At 55.9% G+C, this 20,550-nt stretch carries 16 protein-coding genes; 8 read left to right on the plus strand and 8 right to left on the minus strand.

Features of this window, described 5'->3' with window-relative positions; translation table 11 throughout:
- The first annotated feature begins 47 nt into the window (after positions 1-47).
- Positions 48-362 (plus strand): glutamine synthetase, encoded by a 315-nt coding sequence (locus M0974_RS14665; protein WP_297837973.1) that lies wholly within the window; start codon positions 48-50, stop codon positions 360-362.
- Between the two features lie 9 nt (positions 363-371).
- Here the strand turns inward: M0974_RS14665 and M0974_RS14670 are convergent, their stop codons facing one another.
- Positions 372-1,601: an N-acetylmuramoyl-L-alanine amidase gene (locus M0974_RS14670; RefSeq protein ID WP_297837933.1), complete on the minus strand. Its 1,230-nt coding sequence runs from the start codon at positions 1,599-1,601 to the stop codon at positions 372-374.
- A gap of 104 nt (positions 1,602-1,705) precedes the next feature.
- On the opposite strand from M0974_RS14670, the gene folE2 reads away from it, so the two are divergent.
- Complete coding sequence (gene folE2 / locus M0974_RS14675; protein WP_297837935.1) at positions 1,706-2,602, plus strand: GTP cyclohydrolase FolE2; 897 nt, start codon at positions 1,706-1,708, stop codon at positions 2,600-2,602.
- A gap of 21 nt (positions 2,603-2,623) precedes the next feature.
- Positions 2,624-3,517 carry a zinc ABC transporter substrate-binding protein gene (locus M0974_RS14680; protein WP_297837938.1) on the plus strand — a complete coding sequence of 298 codons (894 nt, stop codon included), beginning with the start codon at positions 2,624-2,626 and terminating at the stop codon, positions 3,515-3,517.
- 110 nt (positions 3,518-3,627) lie between these two features.
- Here M0974_RS14680 and M0974_RS14685 read toward each other — a convergent pair whose 3' ends face one another.
- Complete coding sequence (locus tag M0974_RS14685) at positions 3,628-4,149, minus strand: DUF3617 domain-containing protein (RefSeq protein ID WP_297837942.1); 522 nt, start codon at positions 4,147-4,149, stop codon at positions 3,628-3,630.
- A 156-nt stretch (positions 4,150-4,305) separates the two neighbouring features.
- Between M0974_RS14685 and cls the strand changes: the two genes are divergently transcribed.
- The gene (gene cls, locus M0974_RS14690; RefSeq protein WP_297837944.1) at positions 4,306-5,745 is read left to right on the plus strand and encodes a cardiolipin synthase; all 1,440 of its coding nucleotides are present in this window, start codon (positions 4,306-4,308) and stop codon (positions 5,743-5,745) included.
- Positions 5,746-5,787: 42 nt separating this feature from the next.
- On the opposite strand, the gene cfaB is transcribed toward cls, so the two are convergent.
- From cfaB to M0974_RS14720, 6 genes are all read right to left on the minus strand, one after another.
- A complete protein-coding gene (gene cfaB / locus M0974_RS14695) occupies positions 5,788-6,972 on the minus strand; it encodes a C17 cyclopropane fatty acid synthase CfaB (RefSeq protein ID WP_297837947.1) in 1,185 nt (394 codons plus the stop codon).
- 274 nt (positions 6,973-7,246) lie between these two features.
- Positions 7,247-9,193, minus strand: coding sequence for a cation-translocating P-type ATPase (locus M0974_RS14700; RefSeq protein ID WP_297837949.1), 1,947 nt, complete (start codon positions 9,191-9,193; stop codon positions 7,247-7,249).
- Positions 9,190-10,248: a protease modulator HflK gene (gene hflK, locus M0974_RS14705; protein WP_297837951.1), complete on the minus strand. Its 1,059-nt coding sequence runs from the start codon at positions 10,246-10,248 to the stop codon at positions 9,190-9,192. The genes M0974_RS14700 and hflK (M0974_RS14705) overlap by 4 nt, the downstream gene beginning before the upstream one ends.
- Positions 10,245-11,276, minus strand: coding sequence for a protease modulator HflC (hflC, locus tag M0974_RS14710; protein WP_297837954.1), 1,032 nt, complete (start codon positions 11,274-11,276; stop codon positions 10,245-10,247). The genes hflK (M0974_RS14705) and hflC overlap by 4 nt, the downstream gene beginning before the upstream one ends.
- 11 nt (positions 11,277-11,287) lie before the next feature.
- On the minus strand, positions 11,288-13,270 hold the full coding sequence (hflK, locus tag M0974_RS14715) for a protease modulator HflK (RefSeq protein ID WP_297837957.1): 1,983 nt from the start codon (positions 13,268-13,270) through the stop codon (positions 11,288-11,290).
- A 192-nt stretch (positions 13,271-13,462) separates the two neighbouring features.
- Positions 13,463-14,596 (minus strand): acyltransferase, encoded by a 1,134-nt coding sequence (locus M0974_RS14720; protein ID WP_297837959.1) that lies wholly within the window; start codon positions 14,594-14,596, stop codon positions 13,463-13,465.
- Between the two features lie 384 nt (positions 14,597-14,980).
- On the opposite strand from M0974_RS14720, the gene M0974_RS14725 reads away from it, so the two are divergent.
- The 4 genes from M0974_RS14725 to M0974_RS14740 all read left to right on the plus strand — a co-directional run bounded on the left by M0974_RS14725 (position 14,981) and on the right by M0974_RS14740 (position 20,457).
- On the plus strand, positions 14,981-15,295 hold the full coding sequence (locus M0974_RS14725; protein WP_297837961.1) for a hypothetical protein: 315 nt from the start codon (positions 14,981-14,983) through the stop codon (positions 15,293-15,295).
- Positions 15,296-15,471: 176 nt separating this feature from the next.
- A complete protein-coding gene (gene lpdA, locus M0974_RS14730; protein WP_297837963.1) occupies positions 15,472-16,872 on the plus strand; it encodes a dihydrolipoyl dehydrogenase in 1,401 nt (466 codons plus the stop codon).
- Between the two features lie 260 nt (positions 16,873-17,132).
- Positions 17,133-18,752 carry a glucan biosynthesis protein D gene (locus M0974_RS14735; RefSeq protein WP_297837967.1) on the plus strand — a complete coding sequence of 540 codons (1,620 nt, stop codon included), beginning with the start codon at positions 17,133-17,135 and terminating at the stop codon, positions 18,750-18,752.
- A 394-nt stretch (positions 18,753-19,146) separates the two neighbouring features.
- A complete protein-coding gene (locus M0974_RS14740) occupies positions 19,147-20,457 on the plus strand; it encodes a hypothetical protein (RefSeq protein ID WP_297837970.1) in 1,311 nt (436 codons plus the stop codon).
- Positions 20,458-20,550 lie beyond the last annotated feature (93 nt).

A 20,550-nucleotide genomic window follows, 5' to 3' on the forward strand; every position in this document is an offset into this window, starting at 1 on the left:
CCCTCGCGTTGCTACTGAGCGCGCAGGCACAAGCAACCCCAACAGCGATGCAGGCACAGACGACGCGCTGTACGCAGAGCGCTAACTTATTGGCGTGCAGCGATGGGCTGGGCAATCGATACAGCGTGGCAACGGCTGGCGCGACTTCCTACGTGCGAGGTTTTGAAGTTCAGGGCAATCGCCTATGGGCACAAACCAATAGCCGATACGGCATGATCACGTTCTTCACCGGCTTAGCTTCAAACGGCGAGGCATGGATCGGCTACAGCCAGCGTGTCGGCTGGACAACCATCACCCGAGTTTCCAGCTCTGACGGCAAGCGCAATAAGTTCACCTGCAATCGTATGGGCGGCTGCCAGTGACAGTGAAAATCACACCTGGCCTTGCTTGTGCTCTTGCGCCCACGCCATGTAGGAATCAACTGGCGGGTTGTGTTTGAAGTAGCGCTGCAGGCCTTCAAATAAACCATCAGCAACGGCCTGCTGATGGCGCGCGGTAACCAGTCTCTCGCTGTCGCGTACATTGGAGATAAAGCCGGTTTCCACCAGAATCGACGGCACGTCAGGAGATTTGAGCACGGCAAAACCCGCTTGCTCGACGCGCTTCTGATGCAAGGTCGTGATGTCGGCCAAGCTTCCCAGCACGGTGTTGCCCAACTGCAGACTCGCCGCGATCGTCGCGTTCATCGACATATCGAGAATTACCCCGGCCAGCATTGGGTCTTTGTCTTTCAGATTAAGCAGGCTGGTCGCACCGATCAGGTCGGCACCGTTCTCACGTTGGGCCATGAAGCGCGCCGTGGCCGACGTGGCCCCTCCTTCCGACAGCGCATACACCGAAGCACCCGATGCAGTCAGGCGCGGCGCGGCGTCGGCATGCACCGAAATGAACATGTCAGCATTCATCTTGTGCGCAATCTCTACGCGCTTGCGCAACGGTACGAAAAAGTCATCGTTACGCACCAGGCGCACATCAAACCCTTTCTCACGTTTCAGGCGCTTGGCCAACAACTGAGCAATAGACAGCACCACATCTTTTTCGCGTTGGCCTTTTGAACCAATGGCACCGGGGTCTTTACCGCCATGACCGGGGTCGACCACTACCATGATGTCGCGTTTGGGATGGGCGCTGTCTCGTAGCGGAGAAGGCTGTTCAGGCGGCGCTGCAGCACCCACTGCGGCGATCTGCACCGGTACATGCGCCGCGTTGCCTAAATCGACCACCAACCTATGGCCTTGGGAGCCCTCAGGGCCCAGCAAGAAACTGCTGAGCTGCACCGGGTTGGTTAGGTCCAACACGATGCGCGTGTCGCCTTGGCCAAAGTGCCCGGAGCGAATGGATTTTATAGGTGTATTGGCCAACGCAAGTTGGCTGAAATTGCCAGTCAATTGCGCGCCGCTAACGTCGATGATCAAACGTTCCGGCGCGCTTAACGTGAAGGTTTTGTACTGCACTGGGCCGCTTAGATCGAACACCAAGCGTGATTTTTCGTCTGTTCGCCACAAACGCACACTACGAATCTGCGCGGCAGATGCACCCAACGGTAACGCTATGGCCGCACTGGCCAGCAGAAGGTTGAGCAACATTTGACGTCTGTGCATGGGATGTACCGTAGAAATGGGAGAGCATCCAAGCTCAAAAAAGGCATCGTTGGATTAATGGTTATAATATAACATGACTTTTTACCTCAACAACGGACCTTTTTATGAACGCGCTGACTCTGCCAGATATTGCCGTGCAAGCTCTAGACCAAGCATCTCCATTGGATTGGGTCGGTATGTGTGCTATCGCCTTGCCTATTACGTTCAAAGGTCAACGCATCACCGCCAAAGCAGATGCAGGCGTAAGCCTTGATGACAACGAAACACGCGGCATTCATATGTCGCGGTTGTATTTGGCGCTCGAAGTTCTGGAAAACGAAGAACTTAACCCCGCACTTCTTCGTCGACTTTTAGAACAGTTTTTGGATTCCCATAAAGGCTTGTCAAATAGCGCATTTTTACGTATCGAAGCTGAACTGTTGCTGAAGCGATCCGCATTAGTGAGCGCGCTGTATGGCTGGAAATCATATCCTGTGGAAATAATTGCTCGCATTGAACACGGAGTGTTCCACGTGGAACTTACGTTCGACGTCAGTTATTCGTCGACCTGCCCCTGTTCCGCCGCACTCGCAAGACAGCTCATTCAGCAGCAATTTGCTGCAGATTTTTCAGGCAAGTCACTGGACCATGCACAGGTTTTGTCTTGGCTGGGATCGACACAGGGCATCGTTGCCACGCCCCATAGCCAACGCAGCAGCGCCAAGGTGCATGTGCAGTTGAATCCGCTTATGCACGAACTCCCAATAGTGGAGCTAATCGACGACGTAGAACACGCCCTCGGGACTGCGGTGCAAACGGCTGTAAAGCGTGCGGATGAGCAGGCGTTCGCTTTGGCGAATGGTCAGAATTTGATGTTTTGCGAAGATGCAGCACGCAGAGTGAGCCTCGTACTCAAAAGAGTACCGGTCATAAACGCGTTTGATCTGACGGTCGTTCATGCTGAAAGTCTTCATGCCCACGACGCCGTGGCCAAGAATAGCTGGCAAAGAAAAACTGAATAAACTTTAAAGAGGTTCCACCCGATGCGCGTTGCCTTGCTTGTGTCCAGTTTATTGATGGTGCCGCTGTCATTGTCTGCGGCAGAAAAATTGAAGGTCGTCACTAGCTTCAGCATTCTTGCCGACATGGCTCATCAAGTCGGCGGTGAATACGTCCAAGTCGTCAGCTTAGTCGGCCCGGATCAAGATGCTCAAGGTTATAAACCAACCAACGACGATGCGAAAAAACTGGCGCAGGCAAATGTGATCATCCAGAACGGCTTGGGCTATGAGCCTTGGATCAACGGTCTGCTTGCGCGCAGTGGCACCAAGAAACCGGTGGTCACGGCCAGCAACGGCGTCACACCTCGTACAGTGGACGTGGACGGTAAGACCGTGATTGACCCCCATGCCTGGCAAAGCGTGCCAGACGCTGAGCTGTACGTGAACAACATCGTCACGGCCTTCAGCGCAGCGGACCCCGTGCATGAGAACGCGTATATCTCAGCCGGCAAAGCCTATACCAAACAACTTCACGCTCTGATTGCTGATGCCCATTTGAAAATAGGCTTGATCCCTTCAGGTACGTTACCGCCAGGCAGCCGACGGTTCGTAACGTCGCATAACGCCTTTGGTTACTTGAGCCGATCCTATCAGATCGAGTTCGTGGCGCCGCAGGGTGTGTCTGCTGAGGTTGCGTCAACCCCTGAACAGGTCGACTCATTGATCGCGAAAATTCACGACAACAAAGCTAAAGCGGTACTGCTGGACAACACCCAGGCCCCCGATCAGCTCCAGCAAATCGCCGACAAAAGCGGATTGCCGGTGAAGGGTACCTTGTACACCGACGCCCTATCAGCCAAGGGTCAGGCAAGTACATTTATTGGAATGTATCAAGCAAACATCAACACCCTGCGGGACGCATTAGGTCAGCCTTAAACCCAAGGACCTATATCGGGAAGGTAACAACGCCATACATCAGGAACACCGCGTTGCCCACTTCCCGAATGAATTCGGTCCCACAGTTACTCCCTAGAGAAGCCTTAGCATCAAGTCCTCGGTTTAACCGCCCCGCATTGCTGACCCAGCCATACAGCACGGGTGTCCATACTGCCATTTTGTTGCACGCCAGTGGCATTGAACGTACCGACAACCGAGGTGCTGAATTCCCGATCACTCTGGAATTGCGCAACGCCGGTGCCTTGCGCTTTAGGGCAACTGAAACGGAATTTCCAGGTCTTGCCGTTGCGGTCGGTGATTTGCTGATTGCAGCCCGACTTAGGGTCCGTCAGCGGAATATTGTCTGACTTGACCTGATCCTGCGTAAGGCAAACCCGCACGCCCTTCCCCGCCATGGTCACGCCCTGTTTCTGCATGGCCTGTTCCATCATCGCTTGCTGATCAGGTGCTAGGCTTTTCAATTGATTCAGCATCAATTGCAAATCCGGTAACGGCTGACCGTCCACCTGCATATTGCTGGTGGTCAGCTCCCACAACCCAGGCTGCAGCATCTGCGCTTGAGCCAAGGGCGCACCCAGGCAAAACAGCAAAGCCAAAAAACGTGTCTTCATGTGCATATCCTTTGTGAAACGACCGGTCATGCGCCAGCCTGACGATGAGTCTTAGACGATGCAAGCGCCAGCCAGTTGCAAGCGGAATAAAATAGCGACAATTAACATCCGCTGTGGTCTGTTAGAGACTTAACAAAACCAGGAGCAGAGTTACGCATGGATTTTCACATTCCGTCTTTTGTCGGCTATTTGATCGGTTTCACCCATCTGGTTGGACTGATTGCTGCCATTCACGCCCTACTTACCGTCCGTACCGCTCAAGGCGCGATTGCCTGGGCCATGCCGCTGATATTCATCCCTTACGTCACTCTTATTCCGTACCTGGTGTTTGGTCGTAGCACGTTCGATGGCTACATCAAGGCGCGGCGTCAGGCTAACCAGGAAATGCGCGCAGCGATTGGCACGCTGAACTGGCGACCGTGGGTCGAAGAAGCAGTCACGGCGCGCCGCTCTGACGCGTACGCCTCGCTGCGGGCGATGCCACGCTTGGGGCGCATGCCGTGCCTAGCCAATAACGAGGTGTCATTGCTGATCAACGGAGAAGCGACCTTCGCCGCCATTTTCGAAGCCATCCGTGGCGCTAAAAAAGCAGTGCTGGTTCAGTTCTTCATCATTCACGACGATGACCTCGGTCGACGCCTGCAGGCGCTGCTCCTGGAAAAGGCGGCTGAAGGCGTGGCGATCTACGTCCTTTACGACCGCGTTGGCAGTCACGCACTGCCCGCCAGTTATAGCGAAACGTTGCGCAATGGCGGCGTGCAAATAAAAGCCTTCGCGACACGCAGCGGCTGGCTGAATCGCTTCCAGATCAATTTTCGTAATCACCGCAAGATTGTGGTCGTGGATGGCTTAAAAGGTTTTGTCGGCGGGCATAACGTCGGCGATGAGTATTTGGGTAAACAGCCGCCACTCGCGCCATGGCGCGACACCCATGTGGCTATCGTTGGCCCAGTGGTGGCGTGCTTGCAGGAGTCCTTTGCCGAAGACTGGTTTTGGGCCACCCGCGAATTACCCCCACTGATCCTGCCCGAGAGCTATCCCGAAGACGGCGTACTCTGTCAGTTACTGGCCAGCGGGCCGGCGGACGCGCAAGAAACTTGTTCATTGTTTTTTGTGGAAGCCATACACGCCGCTGAAGAACGCGTGTGGATCACCAGTCCCTACTTCATTCCTGATGAGGCCGTCTTCGCAGCACTGCGTCTGGCCGTTCTACGGGGCGTCGATGTGCGGATTTTGCTGCCGTCGCGGCCGGACCACTATGTGGTCTACGCGGCCTCAAGCCTGTTCGCCTTCGAAGCGGTTCGCGCCGGCGTCCGGATCTTCCGCTATGAGCCGGGCTTTCTGCACCAGAAGGTGGTGTTGGTCGACAGCGAAATCAGTGCCATTGGCAGCGCCAACATGGACAACCGTTCGTTCAGGCTTAATTTTGAATTGATGTTGCTAACGGTGGACAGCAACTTCGCCAGCCAAGTCGAAAGCATGCTTAATGATGACTTCGCCCTCGCCCGAGAAATCGCACTTGAGGAAAGCAAGGAAACCCACCGCTTGCAAAAACTCGGCATGAGCGTCGCGCGGCTGGTGTCGCCGATTCTCTAACCGCACAATGCTGCGGGGTCCGAAGACCCCGTAGTCATAGCTTCAGCGGTAAATATCTTCCCGCGTCAACGGCAAGCCATGGCTGCCATCGGCATAGGGTTTTACCGCCAGGATTTGGTGCAAATTGATCCAGCCCCGGGCGAACGCATACGCACAGCCGGCCAAGTACAGGCGCCATATGCGCAGCGTTTGTTCCGGGACCATTTGCGCCGCTTCATCGAGTCTCGCCTCAAGACGCTCGCTCCAGTGTTCCAGCGTGCGCGCGTAATGCAACCGCAGGCTCTCTACGTCGACGATTTCCAAACCCGCCTCACTGATAAACGCGCTGATCATCGAGACGTGTGGCAGCTCGCCGTTAGGGAACACGTAACGCTCGATGAAATCACCTGCGCCCCGCCCAACCGGACGACCATCAGTGTACTTGGCGGTGATGCCATGGTTCATCACTAGACCGCCTTCACGTACCGCGCCGAACAGGCGTTGCGCGTACAGTTCAAGGTTGGCATGGCCCACGTGCTCAAACATGCCGACGCTGACCACTTTGTCGAAACGACCATCCTGAGGCAGATCACGGTAATCCAGCAGCACTAACTCAACCTGATCCTGCAAGCCCTCTGCAACAACGCGTGCGCGGGCCAAGGTCAGTTGCTCCTGGCTTAAGGTGATGCCGAACACTTTCACGCCATATTCACGTGCTGCAAATCGCGACAAGCCACCCCAACCGCAGCCGACATCCAACAGATACTCGCCCGGTTGCAGCCGCAGCTTGCGGCACAAGTGATGAAACTTGTCTTGTTGCGCTTGCTCAAGGGTTTCTTCGCCGGTTTTGAAATAAGCGCAGGAGTAGACCATCTCTCGGTCAAGCCAGAGTTGGTAGAACTCATTGGAAAGGTCGTAATGGTAAGAGATCGACGCCGCATCGGTGGCTTTGTCGTGTTCCGAGCGGACCGCCAGATAGGGACCCTCATCATCCAGCAACGCTTGGCTTAATTCGTCGCAGACACGGATGACTTCGCTGATTGATCCTTCTAGCTCCAGTCGGCCTTCAACGAAGGCACTTCCAAGCAGATCCAGACTGGGGTGAGTGAATTGCGAAACCAATTGTGGGTCTTTCACCACGATAGTAACGCTAGGTGTCGGGCCAAGATCGAGTTCGTGGCCATCCCACAGTTTCAGCCGTAGAGGCAGATGAAGATTCTGCAAGGCTGTTGGAAGTTGCGCGAGCATTAGTAAACCCCCTATCCAGAAACTCAGGAAAAAGGGTAGTCCAGAAGCACCGCTGCTGCCGAAACCTTCGGCGATTGGCGTGTAGCGTATGACGGTGAAGAAACCTTGGGGTTAAAGCCTGTATCCCAAAGTTTCGAGCCAATTCCCAGCGTGCAATGAAGTACCCTTATCAAGAATGACTGCTAATTTGTAACAGAGTTCTACAAAGCTCAAGCAATTTTTTATACTTAAGGAACACGTCTAGCCCAGTACTCTCGGTGAGAGGCCCGGGCTTCTAGGCCTCTGGCTTGCTCTCCAACTTTAGTAGCGGCTCTTGAAAACGCAGTAGCCGACCGGCGTTTCCAAGGACCAGCAAGGTGCTGAGGTTATGCAGCAGCGCTGCAATCATCGCGCCCGCAGCCCCGAGCAAACCGAAAGCCGCCATGGCAACGATGGCCAAGGTCCAGCCTAATCCGATGATGACGTTGACGTGTAAGGTCCGTCGGCATTGGCGGCTTAAGCGTACGCAGGTGCCTAAACGACGAAGGTCGCTGCCAATCAACACGATGTCAGCCGATGCCAGTGCGATGTCAGCACCGCCAGCGCCCATTGCGACCCCCACCACCCCGGCTTTGAGCGCCAGCGAATCGTTGATCCCGTCGCCCACCACCATCGGCCGAAAGCCACTTTTGATTTCGCCCATCACTCGATTGAGCTTATCTTCGGGCAACGCCTGAGCCTCGATGTCACTGATACCCACTTCCAGCGCAAGGCTGTCCGCCACGCTTTGACGGTCGCCGGTCAGCAGCAATTGGCGTCCCAGCCCTAAGTCACGCAACTCAGCCAAGGCCTGACGCGCTTCGGGCTTCAGGCTATCAGCCAACAGCAGCCACGCAAGGAATACACCGTCGACGGCCAGCCCGGCAATCGGGCCATCGTGATTCGGTACCGGCGATGTGCTGATGTTCAGTTGTTCAAACAATTCCGGACGGCCCAGCGCCGCAAGGCCGTGCTCTGTTTGAGCGACGACACCCAGCCCCTGCCGCTCATGGATGTCGGTCAAGACCAACAGTTGATCCTTCTGCACCAACCCGGCCAACGCACGGCTGACGGGGTGACTGCTGGCCGAACCGAGACTCGCCGCGAGCGGCAGTAGCGAACTTTGCTGGGCCAACACTGACTGTATCGATTGCAGGCGCAAGGTGCCGTAGGTCAGGGTGCCGGTTTTGTCGACCACCAGCGAAGTCAGGTCCGCCAGCTCTTCAAGAAATGCCGAGCTGCGAATCAAAATACCGTGGCGGGCCGCGACTGCGATCCCGGCAATAGCGGTGGCAGGCGCCGACAACACCAAGGCGCAAGGACACGCGGCAACCAACACCGCCAACATCGCTTGCGCATCATTGGTGATGAACCAAGTCACGGCGGCAATCATCAACACCAGCACCATGTAGCTGCCGGCATAACGTTCCAGCAGTCGAGTGATGGGCGGCTTGGAGCGCTCAGCGCTTTGCATCAGGGCGATTACTTTGCCCAACGTAGATTCGTCGCCAATGCGTGTCACTTCAATGCGCAATAAACCATCGAGGTTGATCGCACCACCGAACACTTCGATGCCGACCCGCGCCTCCAGCGGCACCGATTCACCGGTAATCGGCGCGGTGTCGAGGCTGGCTTGCCCGGAGCGCACCACGCCATCGGCAGGTACTCGGTCACCGGCACGCACTTCCACCAGATCACCGGCCACCAGTATCGAGTTATCGACCTCGCGTACTGTGCCGTCGGCCTCAACCAATCGTGCGTGGCTGCGCGTCAGGCGACCCAAGGCTTGAATCGCTTCTTGGGAACCGATAACGCTGCGCTCTTCCAGCACATGACCAAAAATCATGATGATGGGCAGCAACGCAGCGGTCATCAAATCACCGGTGGCCCAGGCGCCGAGCATTGCCAAGGCGATCAACTGATCGGTGATGCCGTGCAGGCTGGGGTAGCGCAGGCTGTGCCAACCGGCACTGACCACCGGCACCGCAACCAGCAACGACGCCACACCCAGCAGCATCTGGCTGACGCCGGTTTGTTCAGGCACAAAAAATCGCCAGGCGAGCCCTAACGCCAACAAACCCAAGGCGAGCATGGCCAAGGTTAATTGCCGAGCCGCGCTGCGTTGCTCAGCGTTACTCAGCATGCTGACTGGGACTTCGGTGGACTCGGGCTCAGTCGTTGCTTCGTGAGCGTGGGCACTCATTTCTCTGCTCCCTGAATGATCAGGTGGGAATCGTCACGGGGGTCGACTGTGGTCACGGAGCCGGCCTGGCCAAGAATTTTGGGCACGCGCTCACGGTAGATGCGCATCATCAAACCCGGATCGCTTTTGTCACGAACCGACTGCGCCAGACTGGTGACCGTCGCGGTGTCAGCTTGCGCTTTGGCAAGGCGTTCGGAGGCCTGGGCATGGGCTACTTGCACGGTGCGGTCCGCTTGCTGGGTAGCGGTTTGAGTGAGTTTTTCTGCTTCGGTGCGCGCATTGGCAACGGCCTGATCCGCGAGCTGACTGGCGGTCAGTACCGCATTGAAGGCATTCACTGCAGTGGTCGGCAGACTCGATTGCACATCGACCCGCGCGATTTCAACGCCCAGGCCCACGCCCGTGGCGGCCAGCTCGGTCAAACGCTGGTTAATGCCGCGAACCAAGTCGCCGCGCAAGCGCTCACGGCGTTCTGCGGACTGGCTGTCAGGGCTGACCATCTCGGGACGCGCCACCAGGATCGTGTCCAGGTCGCGCGCGGCGGTCAGGGCCACGGTGCTGCGATTGACCAAACGGTCCAGCGCAGGCAATACATGTTCGCCCTGCAGCACGAAGGCGTATGGGTCGGTTACTTTGTAATACACCGTCACGTCGAGCTGTACCACACCCGCATCACCGGTCAGCAGATAGCCGGACCCGGCCAACGCATCGCTCATCGGCGTCGCGAAGCTTGAGATTCGGTCCGCATCCAAGGCGAGCTTGGAACGCAGCAGGGTTTCAACATGACGCTCGATCACTCGGTCCGCCGACGGCAGCAGCACCACTTGCTCGAACGGCTGAGGCCACGCGGTGAGCAAGCCGGCGCTTTGAATACGCTCCAAAGCGCCAAGACGCAGCACCACGGCGCGGTTTTGCGGATCGATCTGGCGCACGTTGGACAACGCCCAGCCGAGGGCTGCAAGCAACGTCACGGCATACAGCCCGAGAAACGCCAGGCGGCTAGCCTGCAACCACGGGCTATTGACCGGGGGCCGTTGAGGGACGACTTCACTCATGGTTGCGATCCGCTTTTAGCGTCCAGCGTTGGCGGTCCATCAACCAACACGCGAAATGGCGCGGCGTCGGTGCGCAGAATCAATTTAGTCCCCGGCGTGACCACGGTGCCCAAGGTGTCCAACGACCGCAGCAGGTTGTAAAGCTGTGGCGATCCGGCGTACGCCTTACCGTAAATCTGTGCTGCTTCGACTCGCGATTGCGCTTCGATATCAGCCGCTTTGACCGTGGCGTCTGCCTCGACGATCCGCGCATCACGTTCGGCAGCAGAACGAATCTGCGCCGCCTCGCGCTTGCCGATCGCCGTGCGTTCGGTGGCGATGGTTTCGCGTTCCGCTCGCATGCGGTCGACGGTTGCGTTCAGCGTCACCGACGGCAAGGTCAGGCGCTCGACGCCCACCTGTAGGACGCGCACACCGTAGGTCGAGAGCAACTGTTGCTCGATTTGACGGCGCAGTTGATCCTCAAAATCCGTGATTTTCACCTGATTGGCATCAGTGTTGATCAAGCTCGACAGATCAAAGCTCGCGGCGGTGGTTTCCAGCGCCGAGCCGACAAAGGTACGAATTTGCCGAGCGGCTTCGTCTGGCTGATTTTGCACCGCACGCATGAAGCGCTGCACGTTGTCCGGGTCGTCCTGCACCTGCCAGGCGACATAGGCTTGCACGATGATCCGCAGGCCATCGCGAGTCCCCACGTCCTGCAGACCGCTGGAGGTAGTGCGCAACCGCAGGTCCACCGGAATGGTCGCCTCAAACGGTGCCGGCCAGCGCCAGCTCAAACCTGGGTCGAGCAGTACCCGAGACGGGTTGCCAAAACGAGTAATGACCGTGGCTTCGCCCGAGCGCACTTGCACCAGGCTGGCCGCCGCCACGGCAAAAAGAATCAGCAGCAGCGCCCATGCAGTTCGGCGCCAAGGGAAAGCCGCTGGCGTCGACGCGTCGCCATGTTGATGACCGTGGTGATGCCCCGCGTGGCCGTGGTCATGGCCAGCGTGGTCGTGATGATCGTGGGAATGAAACAGACTCAAGGGACGACTCCTTAATTGGCGGCTTTACTCGGCGCCGTTGGGTCTGCCGGTAACGTGAAAGTACGTAAATCGATGGTCGGTGCAGTGTCGCCGCCGAGTCGGTGGTCGAGGATCAGTAACTTGGCGTGGGCCAGGCCTTGGCTCAACTGCGTTAAATATTGCTCCAACAAGAACGCCTTGCCCGCCTGGTCATACGCCTGACGTTCGGCGCTGAAGCGCAAATCCGCGCCTTGGGCGGTGGCCATTACTTCTCGGGCACCCGCAGAGGCATTGTCTTTTGCCACGCTGGCGTTAAGTTCAGCGAGGTTAGATTGCTCACTGGCTGCACCGCGTTCCCGAGAAATCAACGCCTGGGCGCCGATTTGCGCCGCCTGCACGGCGTGATAAGCGTTGGCCGCCCCGGCCGGTGGGTGAATCGACTCGACAACCGTGGCGAGAATTTCTACGCCACTGTCGAGCTTCTTCAGATCGGCTTGCACGGCATTGCCGATGTCGGCAGACAGCGCTGCTCGTTGCTCACCGAGCAACTCGTCAAGGGTACGCGAGGCAAAGTCATGAACCAGTATGCGACTCGCGGTGCTGCGAATCAGGGTTGGCACGTCGGCGGTGTTGTAGGTCGCCGCCATCGCGGCCTGGTCGGTCAGGCCAATGCGATAGACGAACCGCACGTCCATGTTGACGATCTGAAAGCTCTGCTTTTGAGTCGAAGGTTTGTCACCGGCACTGCTGGCGATCACCTGAGATTTTTCATTGATGTGGCTGGCGTCCCATAGACGGTTGGCGCTAAGCGGCGCCGGACCTTCAGCGGGCTCAAGGACTTGCTCAACGGCATTGGACTCCGAAACACTGGTGGCAAGCTCATGCACTACGCCATTTTCTACCGCCAACATGCGGCCGAAAGGCCATGGCAAACCCGCATGCAGACCGGGACCGAAAACCTGCACAGGCTTGCCGAAGCGCTCATAGATGCCGCGGCCCTGCATCGGAACCTCATGCACACCACTCAGTACCCAACCAAGGCCCACTACCACCGCCAGTACTGGCAGAAACGCCCGACGCATGTAGGTAAACGCCCATATCTGGCGCAGGTCGATACCGAACCTGTTGTGCAGTTCGTTCTGCAGCGCCAACAACGGTTGTGGCGGCCAGCGCAGCAGACCAGCGATGAAGCTGCTGGCCAACAGTCTCGGTTCGATCCGTTCGTTGCGCGGGCTGAACAGCGACATCAACGCCCGCAGTAACAACTCCAAAGCCACCAGCGCAGGCAACAGGCCGACCAACACCGCAAGGCGTGCGGGCCAGAGGCGGTCGGGGGTCGAGAAGAACAGGCAGAGTGCGCTGAGCAGCAAGCTGGCAATCGCAACCCGGGTTAGCTGGGCGAGTTGTGCGGCCTCAGGCCATTCGGCGGCCAACTCATGGGTCAGCTGGCGCTCCAGCACCAACAACCCAAAGGCCATCAACAGGGCAACGGCGCCGACGATAGGGCCCATAGACCCTAAAGACGACCCGACGAGGCTGAGGTTCCACCCCCACTTCACCACAAGAAGCACCAGTAACGCCCAGCCACCCAGCCATACCGTCGGTAATCCGACTTGAGCTAAAAGCGATACGTCGCTGCCTCTGATGCCGCCCAATATCCGATCGTACCAACTGGGCGGTTCATCAGACTCGGGGGCGTCGTCTATGGGTAGCGGCTCAATAACAACAGGGCCGTGTGAAACCGCGAGGGTTTGCGCGCGCCAACGGGCAATCCAATACGCAGACTGCACTCCGGCAACCAATACCCACAACGCGGCGGCGTTATTGATCAGAACCGCAGGCCACACGCTTGCGGGCGAGAACAGCATCGCAAACATCGCAAGCACAAAGCCCAACAACCCCAACCCCGCCAGACCGAAGCCGAGCCTAAACAAGCGGCGAGTATGGAACGCGGCCCTTTGAAAACGCGGCAAACCATCAAGGCCAGCGCTTTCACCATCCAGATCAACCCGCATCGACACCCCAGACCTTACTCATAATGAAGATACCCGTGGGCATAGCCCAACGAGCGTTATGATATAACAAAGGACGTGAAATTTTTGTTCAAATATTTCTAGAGATTTCAGCTGGGGACTGTGGCGATGATGCCGAGCAGGTTTCGACGCTTACCTCTTAACCCTGCGCGAACGCAGGGGCCGTCATGATGACTACGTGGCCGCCGGTATTTTTTTCTGCTTCGCGTTTATGAGATATCGGCCAACTTTCTGTCCGTTAACTTCAATAAAGCTGTAGGTGAAATAAGAAACTGCTACCACCGAAAGCAACACCAAGGCTACCAGCAGGTTATTCAAGATACCGTTTCCCGAATCAATGTACCTGATATCGCCAATCATGGGGGCCAAGGCCAGTCCGGTCTTCTTCTCCAACACAAGAAACATCAAAATAAGCAAGCTCAGCACTATGATATGCGTCAGATAGATTGAATAGGAAAGGCGTCCAAGGAACGTGAAAGCATTGGTCTGTAGGAGCCGGGATATCACGCCCGCGTCAAAAGCAAACAGCATGATGACGCAACAGAATAATATGCTGGAAATAATAGCTTTTTGGTTAAGGTCGGAATTGAGGGTCATTACGATCATGACTAACGCAACGACCTCCAGCAGCGAGGCGGTCGCAAAGGTTGGTTGAACGCTTCGTCTAACTCCTTCAAATATGCTGTATGACATCGCTCCCGCAAAAAAACATGAAAGTCCTTTGTAAGCAAATTCAGTCAAAATACCGGAATGATTATAGAGTAGAAGGAACGCGCACGTGGAGATGACGATCCACACGAGGTGTCTACGGTTGAAACAGAAAAAAGACACCCCGGCAAACAGTATGTACATGTAGTACTCGATACTGATGCTCCACGACGGGTAGTTGAAAGAAAGATTTTCCGTCAGCGGTGTCCAGGCTTGGATCAGGAATAAATTAGGTAGAATTTGTGAAGGGGAATACATGCCAGTGAACGGTTCTTTATTGAAAACGAAACCTTTACGCGATGCCAGCAGCTTCAAGAATTCAAAAATGATAAATGTGCCTAATAAGAACACGTGCAGGGGAACTAATCTAAACGTTCTGAGTATGAAAAACTTTCGAAAATCGAGGTGGCGCTCCAAGCCATAGGCGTGGGTGATTACAAAGCCGCTGAGCACAAAAAAGAACTCAACAAACAAATCCGCGTTACTGAAAAACGCCCATTCAGTAATACTTCCGACTATGTGCAGGTGGTAAACAACCACCGCGAGTGCACAGACGCCCCTGAAACTATCAAGTGCATAAAATCTTTTGACTCGATCCATGATGTCACCTCATTAGATAAACTGTGTGCTTGACCTGTCGAAAAACGGTGTGACGATGGCTTGAATCCTAGATGAGCAGGCAGGTGTCCGCAAAAGTATTGCTGAAGGAATAGATTTATATTTTTACGCATGAAAACCAGTTCAAAAAATGGCGTCAAATTTCTAAGCGGCCTACGTTAACAACCCATACCCGGAGCCTCCCGCATTGGCGGGTAGTGTAAGACTGTACTCCGTCCTACAAAAAATTCAGAAAACTCCCAAGCACTCGAAAGGATTTCTTAACAGGGCATTAAGTTCGGTTACAATTCAATAGTTAAGTGTCTTGCTGTTACAAGTTCGAATGACTACATTCACCGGCTCCATTCGATATACGGCGCCACCAATATGAATAAACATTTGGATTTCCGCGTACCCGTATGTGCGTCAGAAATTGGCAATACGAGCTGCCTGACCATTAATGAACCCGGCTCGGTGCTAGGCTTGAGCAATCTGCTAGACGTTGTCAGCCATGAAATCAGTCAAGAGAGCGGCAAGCGCATCCATCGTCTTACCTTTAAAAGCGGTCAAACGCTGTTTATCAAGGCCGACCCTCGCGCGATCACCGTCCGGGGCTCACGCATCAATTTCGATTCGGACGCCAAATTTCCATCGACGACCTTTCTCAGCGATCCCGCAACGCTTGGTAGCTCTGAGGGCTAGTGCCTTATACCGACGACTGCCCCGCTTGAACAAAATCCTCAGCCAATAGCTTGACCCGCTTGATCCGGGCCGCTCATATTACGTCCGTAATTTAAGTGCGAGATGGCTTTCCGGACTTTTCTTGTCGGCCGTCTACGCTTCCCTCCACTGTCGATTCTTTGTTCAGGAGTTAACCTATGAGTAGCTATGACGTTGTCATCATTGGTGGTGGGCCCGGCGGATATAACGCTGCCATACGTGCCGGTCAGCTGGGATTGAAAGTCGCTTGCGTAGAAGGCGGCGTAACCTTGGGCGGCACCTGCCTTAATGTCGGCTGCATGCCCTCTAAAGCTTTACTGCATGCGTCGGAAATGTACGAAGCCGCCGTCGGCTCCGAGTTCGCCCATCTTGGGATTGAAGTCAAACCCACCCTCAATCTTGCGCAAATGATGAGGCAAAAAGACGAGAGCGTGACGGCCCTGACCAAAGGCATCGAGTTCCTGTTTCGCAAGAACAAAGCTGACTGGATCAAGGGTTGGGGTCGAATCGCAGGGCCGGGAAAAGTGATCGTCACCAACAGCGAGGGCATAGAAACCGAACTTCAGGCCAAAGACATCATCATCGCAACGGGCTCAGAGCCTATGCCGCTGCCGGGTGTCGACGTCGACAACAAACGCATTCTCGACTCCACCGGCGCATTGGCACTGCCTGAGGTGCCCAAGCACTTGGTAGTGATTGGCGCCGGAGTAATTGGTCTGGAACTCGGTTCGGTCTGGCGTCGGCTAGGCAGCCAAGTAACGGTTGTTGAATACCTGGACAGAATCTGCCCCGGTACCGATCTGGAGGCGGGCAAAACCTTGCAGCGCTCGTTGACTAAGCAAGGCATCACTTTCAAGCTTGGCTCGAAAGTGGTGCAGGCAACGTCTTCAGACACTGGAGTGCAGCTCAGCGTCGAACCTGCGGCGGGCGGTGAAGCCGAGCTGATCGAAGCGGATTATGTACTGGTCAGCATCGGTCGTCGGCCTTACACCAAAGGGCTAGGTTTGGACAGCGTCGGTCTGGAGACCGATAAGCGCGGGATGCTGGAAAACAAACACCATCGCACCTCAGTGGCGGGCATTTGGGTGATAGGCGATGTCACGTCTGGGCCGATGTTGGCGCACAAAGCCGAAGATGAAGCGATCGCGTGCCTTGAGCAGATTGTCGGCAAGGCAGGCGAGGTCAATTACAACCTGATCCCCAACGTGATCTACACCCGGCCGGAGCTGGCCAGCGTCGGCCAGACCGAAGAACAACTCAAGGCCGCAGGTCGTGCGTACAAGGTTGGTAAATTCCCGTTTAGCGCCAACAGCCGGGCCAAAATCAACCATGAAACCGAAGGATTCGCCAAAGTGCTGGCCGACGAGCGCACAGACGAGATCCTCGGTGTTCATTTAGTCGGCCCGAGTGTTAGCGAAATGATCGGCGAATACTGCGTGGCCATGGAATTCTCCGCCTCCGCTGAAGACATCGCCCTGACCTGCCATCCACACCCGACCCGCTCTGAAGCGTTGCGCCAAGCCGCGATGAACGTCTCTGGCATGGCGATGCAAGCCTGACTTCAAGCCCACCGCTGTCATTCAAATCGGTAGATGATTGAGTGGCAGCAGACTTGATTGCAGCTCTCGATATTCAAAAATACCGGCCATTTGAAGGCCCAACGCCTGTATCGATATCATTTTTTTTACGTCCTGTAGCGAACGGGTCATCAACTTTGTTATCTAGTGGTGGGTAGTTGTATGCGCCTGGGGCTCGATCGGGCGCATTCCCCACGCTCATGTGCAGGGCAGCACAGCATTAATTTTGAGGCTCCACCGTTATGAATCGCAGGAATCTACTGAAAGCATCGTTTGCTCTCGCGGCCTACACGGGCTTACCAGCAACGGGACTATTTGCAGCTCGGGCTTTCGCAGCCACGGCCGATGGCGACGTCGGGCATTTCGATTTCACGGGCCTGCAAGCCGATGCCAAACAACTGGCCAGCATGCCCTTCGTTGATACCAACGAACAGCTACCGCCCACACTGGCGAACTTGGCTCCCCTGCAATTCAACGCTATTCAGTACGATCCGGCCCACTCACTGTGGGGCGACAACAAAGGTCAACTGGACGTGCAGTTTTTCCATGTCGGCATGGGCTTTAAACAGCCGATACGCATGTACAGCGTCGACCCGCAAAGTGGTCAGTCACGCGAAGTGCACTTTCGCCCGCAGCTGTTCAACTATGACAAAAGCGGCGTAGACAAGACCCAGCTCAAAGGCGACTTGGGTTTTGCCGGGTTCAAGCTATTCAAAGCGCCAGAAATCGCCACCCACGACATTCTGTCGTTTCTCGGCGCCAGCTACTTCCGCGCCGTGGACAGTTCCGGGCAATACGGACTCTCGGCACGTGGTTTGGCGATCGACACCTATGCCAAGAAAAGGGAAGAGTTTCCCAACTTCACCAAGTTCTGGTTCGAGACGCCGACCAAGGAAAGCTCCCGCTTCGTGGTTTACGCCCTGCTCGACTCGCCTAGCGCGACCGGCGCCTACCGTTTCGATATCGATTGCCAGGCCGATCAGGTGGTCATGGCCATCGACGCGCACATCAATGCACGCAAAGACATTGAGCAACTGGGTATATCGACGATGACCAGCATGTTCAGCTGTGGCACCCATGAACGGCGCATGTGCGACACCATCCACCCCGAGATCCACGACTCCGACCGTTTGGCGATGTGGCGCGGCAATGGAGAGTGGATCTGTCGTCCGCTGAACAACCCAGCCAAACTGCAATTCAATGCGTTCGCAGACAAAGACCCCAAGGGTTTTGGTTTGGTCCAGACCGACCATCAATTTTCCAGCTATCAGGACACTGTGGATTGGTATAACCAGCGCCCGAGCTTGTGGGTCGAGCCCACCACTCCGTGGGGTGAAGGTTCGGTAAACCTGTTGGAACTGTCCACCACCGGCGAAACACTGGATAACATCGTTGCGTTCTGGACCCCTAAAGCGCCAGTAACCGCCGGCACTTCACTCAACTTTGGTTACAAGCTTTATTGGAGCGCGCTGCCGCCCGTAGGAACGCCGCTAGCCCGAGTGCATGCGACGCGATCAGGCATGGGTGGTTTCCTTGAGGGCTGGGCGCCGGGCGAGCACTACCCGGAGGTATGGGCTCGTCGATTTGCAGTAGATTTTACTGGCGGCGGCCTGGATCGGTTGCCAGAAGGCACGACTATCGAGCCGGTGGTGACCGTCTCTGGGGGGGAGGTCAAAGACTTCAACGTGCTGGTGATCCCGGACATCAAAGGCTATCGCGTGACGTTCGACTGGTATCCGAACAGCGATTCGGTCGACCCCATCGAACTGCGCTTGTTCATTCGAACCCACGACAGAACGCTGAGTGAAACGTGGCTGTACCAGTATTTTCCGCCAGCACCCGACAAACGCCGCTATAACTAATCGCGGCGACATTAAAAATGGCTGACGCCGACAAGCGTCAGCCGTTTTTACAGATATGTAAATCCCACGTGTCATAGCGAGGCTTCATCAGCCGTCCAATTGCGTACAAATAATGCGCGTCAATTTTATATCAATCTTTAATTATCAATAACTTAAATAAGTGTAAGTTCGGATAGACAGTGCTCGTGATAAAAAATTGACGAATTGAATTGACACTGTCTTCAAGTGGCGTTGATATACCGTTATCTGCTCGCCAAACGCACCCCGCAACTCATGCTCGTAGGCCAACTTCGACTCTACGACGTGCGGTAGCTATGCCTGGGTTTCGTTGACCCCGTAACACTTACTTCCACACCTCCTGCACTCCTTCCTACGCCTGAGAGGGCAGCACACCATGATGTCTAACTCTGCTCTCAACTCGACTGAACGGCCGTCGATCCTGACATTCAACAAATCGACACTGATCATCTGGGTCGCTATCAGCCTGATCGTTAGCGAGACGTTTGCCGGTGCCTTGCGCTATTACTTCGATCAGATGGGCATATCGCCGCTGTTGTACTTGCCGAAAATAGCGTGCCTGGTGTTCTTTGTTTTGGAACTACTGACGTACAAAGCGACCCGTATTCTGTGGCTAGGCGTGTTAATGCTTATGGTTTCAAACGTCCTGGCCATGGTGCATGGCGCTAGCATGACCAACGTTGCCTTCAGCCTCTATGGTTTCAGCCCTCTGCTATTTGGCGCGGTGTGCAGTGAGCACATACTTCATCGCAAAAAACTCTTGGCCTGGGTGATCGCCGGGTGCCTGGCCGCCTCACTGGTGGGCCTGCTGCTGGACAAATACACCACAGTTCCATGGAAAGGCTACAGCTACATGCTGGGTAACACTGAATTAGCGGGCAACACCGCCTGGGCCGATGACGAGCTCGATCGACTTGCCGGTTTTACCAGGGTCTCCAATGCGCTGTCGATCTTGCTGGCGATGTTTAGCCTGTACCTGGCGATGTTTACCCGCTCGCGAATCCTGTTTGGCATCATCGCCGCCGTGGGTTTTTACGCCATTGTGCTGACCACCAGTAAAGCGCCCGCCGCCGCTTTCGCTCTCACCCTCGGAGTCATGGGGCTCTCGCGTCTGCGCTGGACCAGCAGCGCAGTATTCGTTGGAATAGTCGCGATTGGTTTCTTGCTGCCCGTTATCGGCGTGTCGTTTGACTTCGACCCCAACAACATCACCAGCGGTGAACCCTCGTTGGGTTCGCTTTACGACCGCCTGGTCAATACCTGGCCGCACGTCGCGCAATACCTATACCGCCAAGGCTGGAGCATGACCGGCGCCGGCTTGGGCATGTTCGGCAGCAGCCAAGTGCTATTCCCGGTTCCTGGCGCAGGAATACTGACAGGCTCAGACAGCAGCGCCATGTACCTCTGGGGAACGTTCGGCTTCATCGGCCTGGTGCTATACACCATGCAAGTCCCCATGTTCTTCATTCTGCGCGACGGAACCTCGCGCATGGACAACGCATTACTCGCTATCAGCGTTTGCATCTGCCTCACCAGTTGGACCACCGACATGTTCGAGATCACTCTCTCGAATCTGTTTATGGGGTTGGCCATCGGGCGGGCACTTTCGAGGTCCGCCAGCACCCACGCAGTGACGGCAAAAACCCAAGGATTGAGTGATCTTTCCGTGTTATCCGAACTGCGATGAGAGCGCTCATATGCCTTTGAAAACCAGCGTTTCTACTTGTGCCTTGTTCGTCTCTCTGACCTTGTGCTGTGCTGTTTCCAACGCCGAGGATGC

The sequence above is a fragment of the Pseudomonas sp. genome (assembly GCF_026224925.1).
Lineage (GTDB): Bacteria > Pseudomonadota > Gammaproteobacteria > Pseudomonadales > Pseudomonadaceae > Aquipseudomonas.

Bases quoted from the DNA above. Each gene is read 5' to 3' on its own strand.
- cfaB (WP_297837947.1), bottom strand. From the start codon at position 6,972: ATGCTCGCGCAACTTCCAACAGCCTTGCAGAATCTTCATCTGCCTCTA.
- M0974_RS14700 (WP_297837949.1), bottom strand. From the start codon at position 9,193: ATGAGTGCCCACGCTCACGAAGCAACGACTGAGCCCGAGTCCACCGAA.
- M0974_RS14685 (WP_297837942.1), bottom strand. From the start codon at position 4,149: ATGAAGACACGTTTTTTGGCTTTGCTGTTTTGCCTGGGTGCGCCCTTG.
- M0974_RS14665 (WP_297837973.1), top strand. From the start codon at position 48: ATGCAGGCACAGACGACGCGCTGTACGCAGAGCGCTAACTTATTGGCG.
- M0974_RS14735 (WP_297837967.1), top strand. From the start codon at position 17,133: ATGAATCGCAGGAATCTACTGAAAGCATCGTTTGCTCTCGCGGCCTAC.
- M0974_RS14720 (WP_297837959.1), bottom strand. From the start codon at position 14,596: ATGGATCGAGTCAAAAGATTTTATGCACTTGATAGTTTCAGGGGCGTC.
- M0974_RS14680 (WP_297837938.1), top strand. From the start codon at position 2,624: ATGCGCGTTGCCTTGCTTGTGTCCAGTTTATTGATGGTGCCGCTGTCA.
- hflK (WP_297837951.1), bottom strand. From the start codon at position 10,248: ATGAGTGAAGTCGTCCCTCAACGGCCCCCGGTCAATAGCCCGTGGTTG.
- hflK (WP_297837957.1), bottom strand. From the start codon at position 13,270: ATGCGGGTTGATCTGGATGGTGAAAGCGCTGGCCTTGATGGTTTGCCG.
- M0974_RS14725 (WP_297837961.1), top strand. From the start codon at position 14,981: ATGAATAAACATTTGGATTTCCGCGTACCCGTATGTGCGTCAGAAATT.
- lpdA (WP_297837963.1), top strand. From the start codon at position 15,472: ATGAGTAGCTATGACGTTGTCATCATTGGTGGTGGGCCCGGCGGATAT.
- M0974_RS14740 (WP_297837970.1), top strand. From the start codon at position 19,147: ATGATGTCTAACTCTGCTCTCAACTCGACTGAACGGCCGTCGATCCTG.
- cls (WP_297837944.1), top strand. From the start codon at position 4,306: ATGGATTTTCACATTCCGTCTTTTGTCGGCTATTTGATCGGTTTCACC.
- M0974_RS14670 (WP_297837933.1), bottom strand. From the start codon at position 1,601: ATGCACAGACGTCAAATGTTGCTCAACCTTCTGCTGGCCAGTGCGGCC.
- folE2 (WP_297837935.1), top strand. From the start codon at position 1,706: ATGAACGCGCTGACTCTGCCAGATATTGCCGTGCAAGCTCTAGACCAA.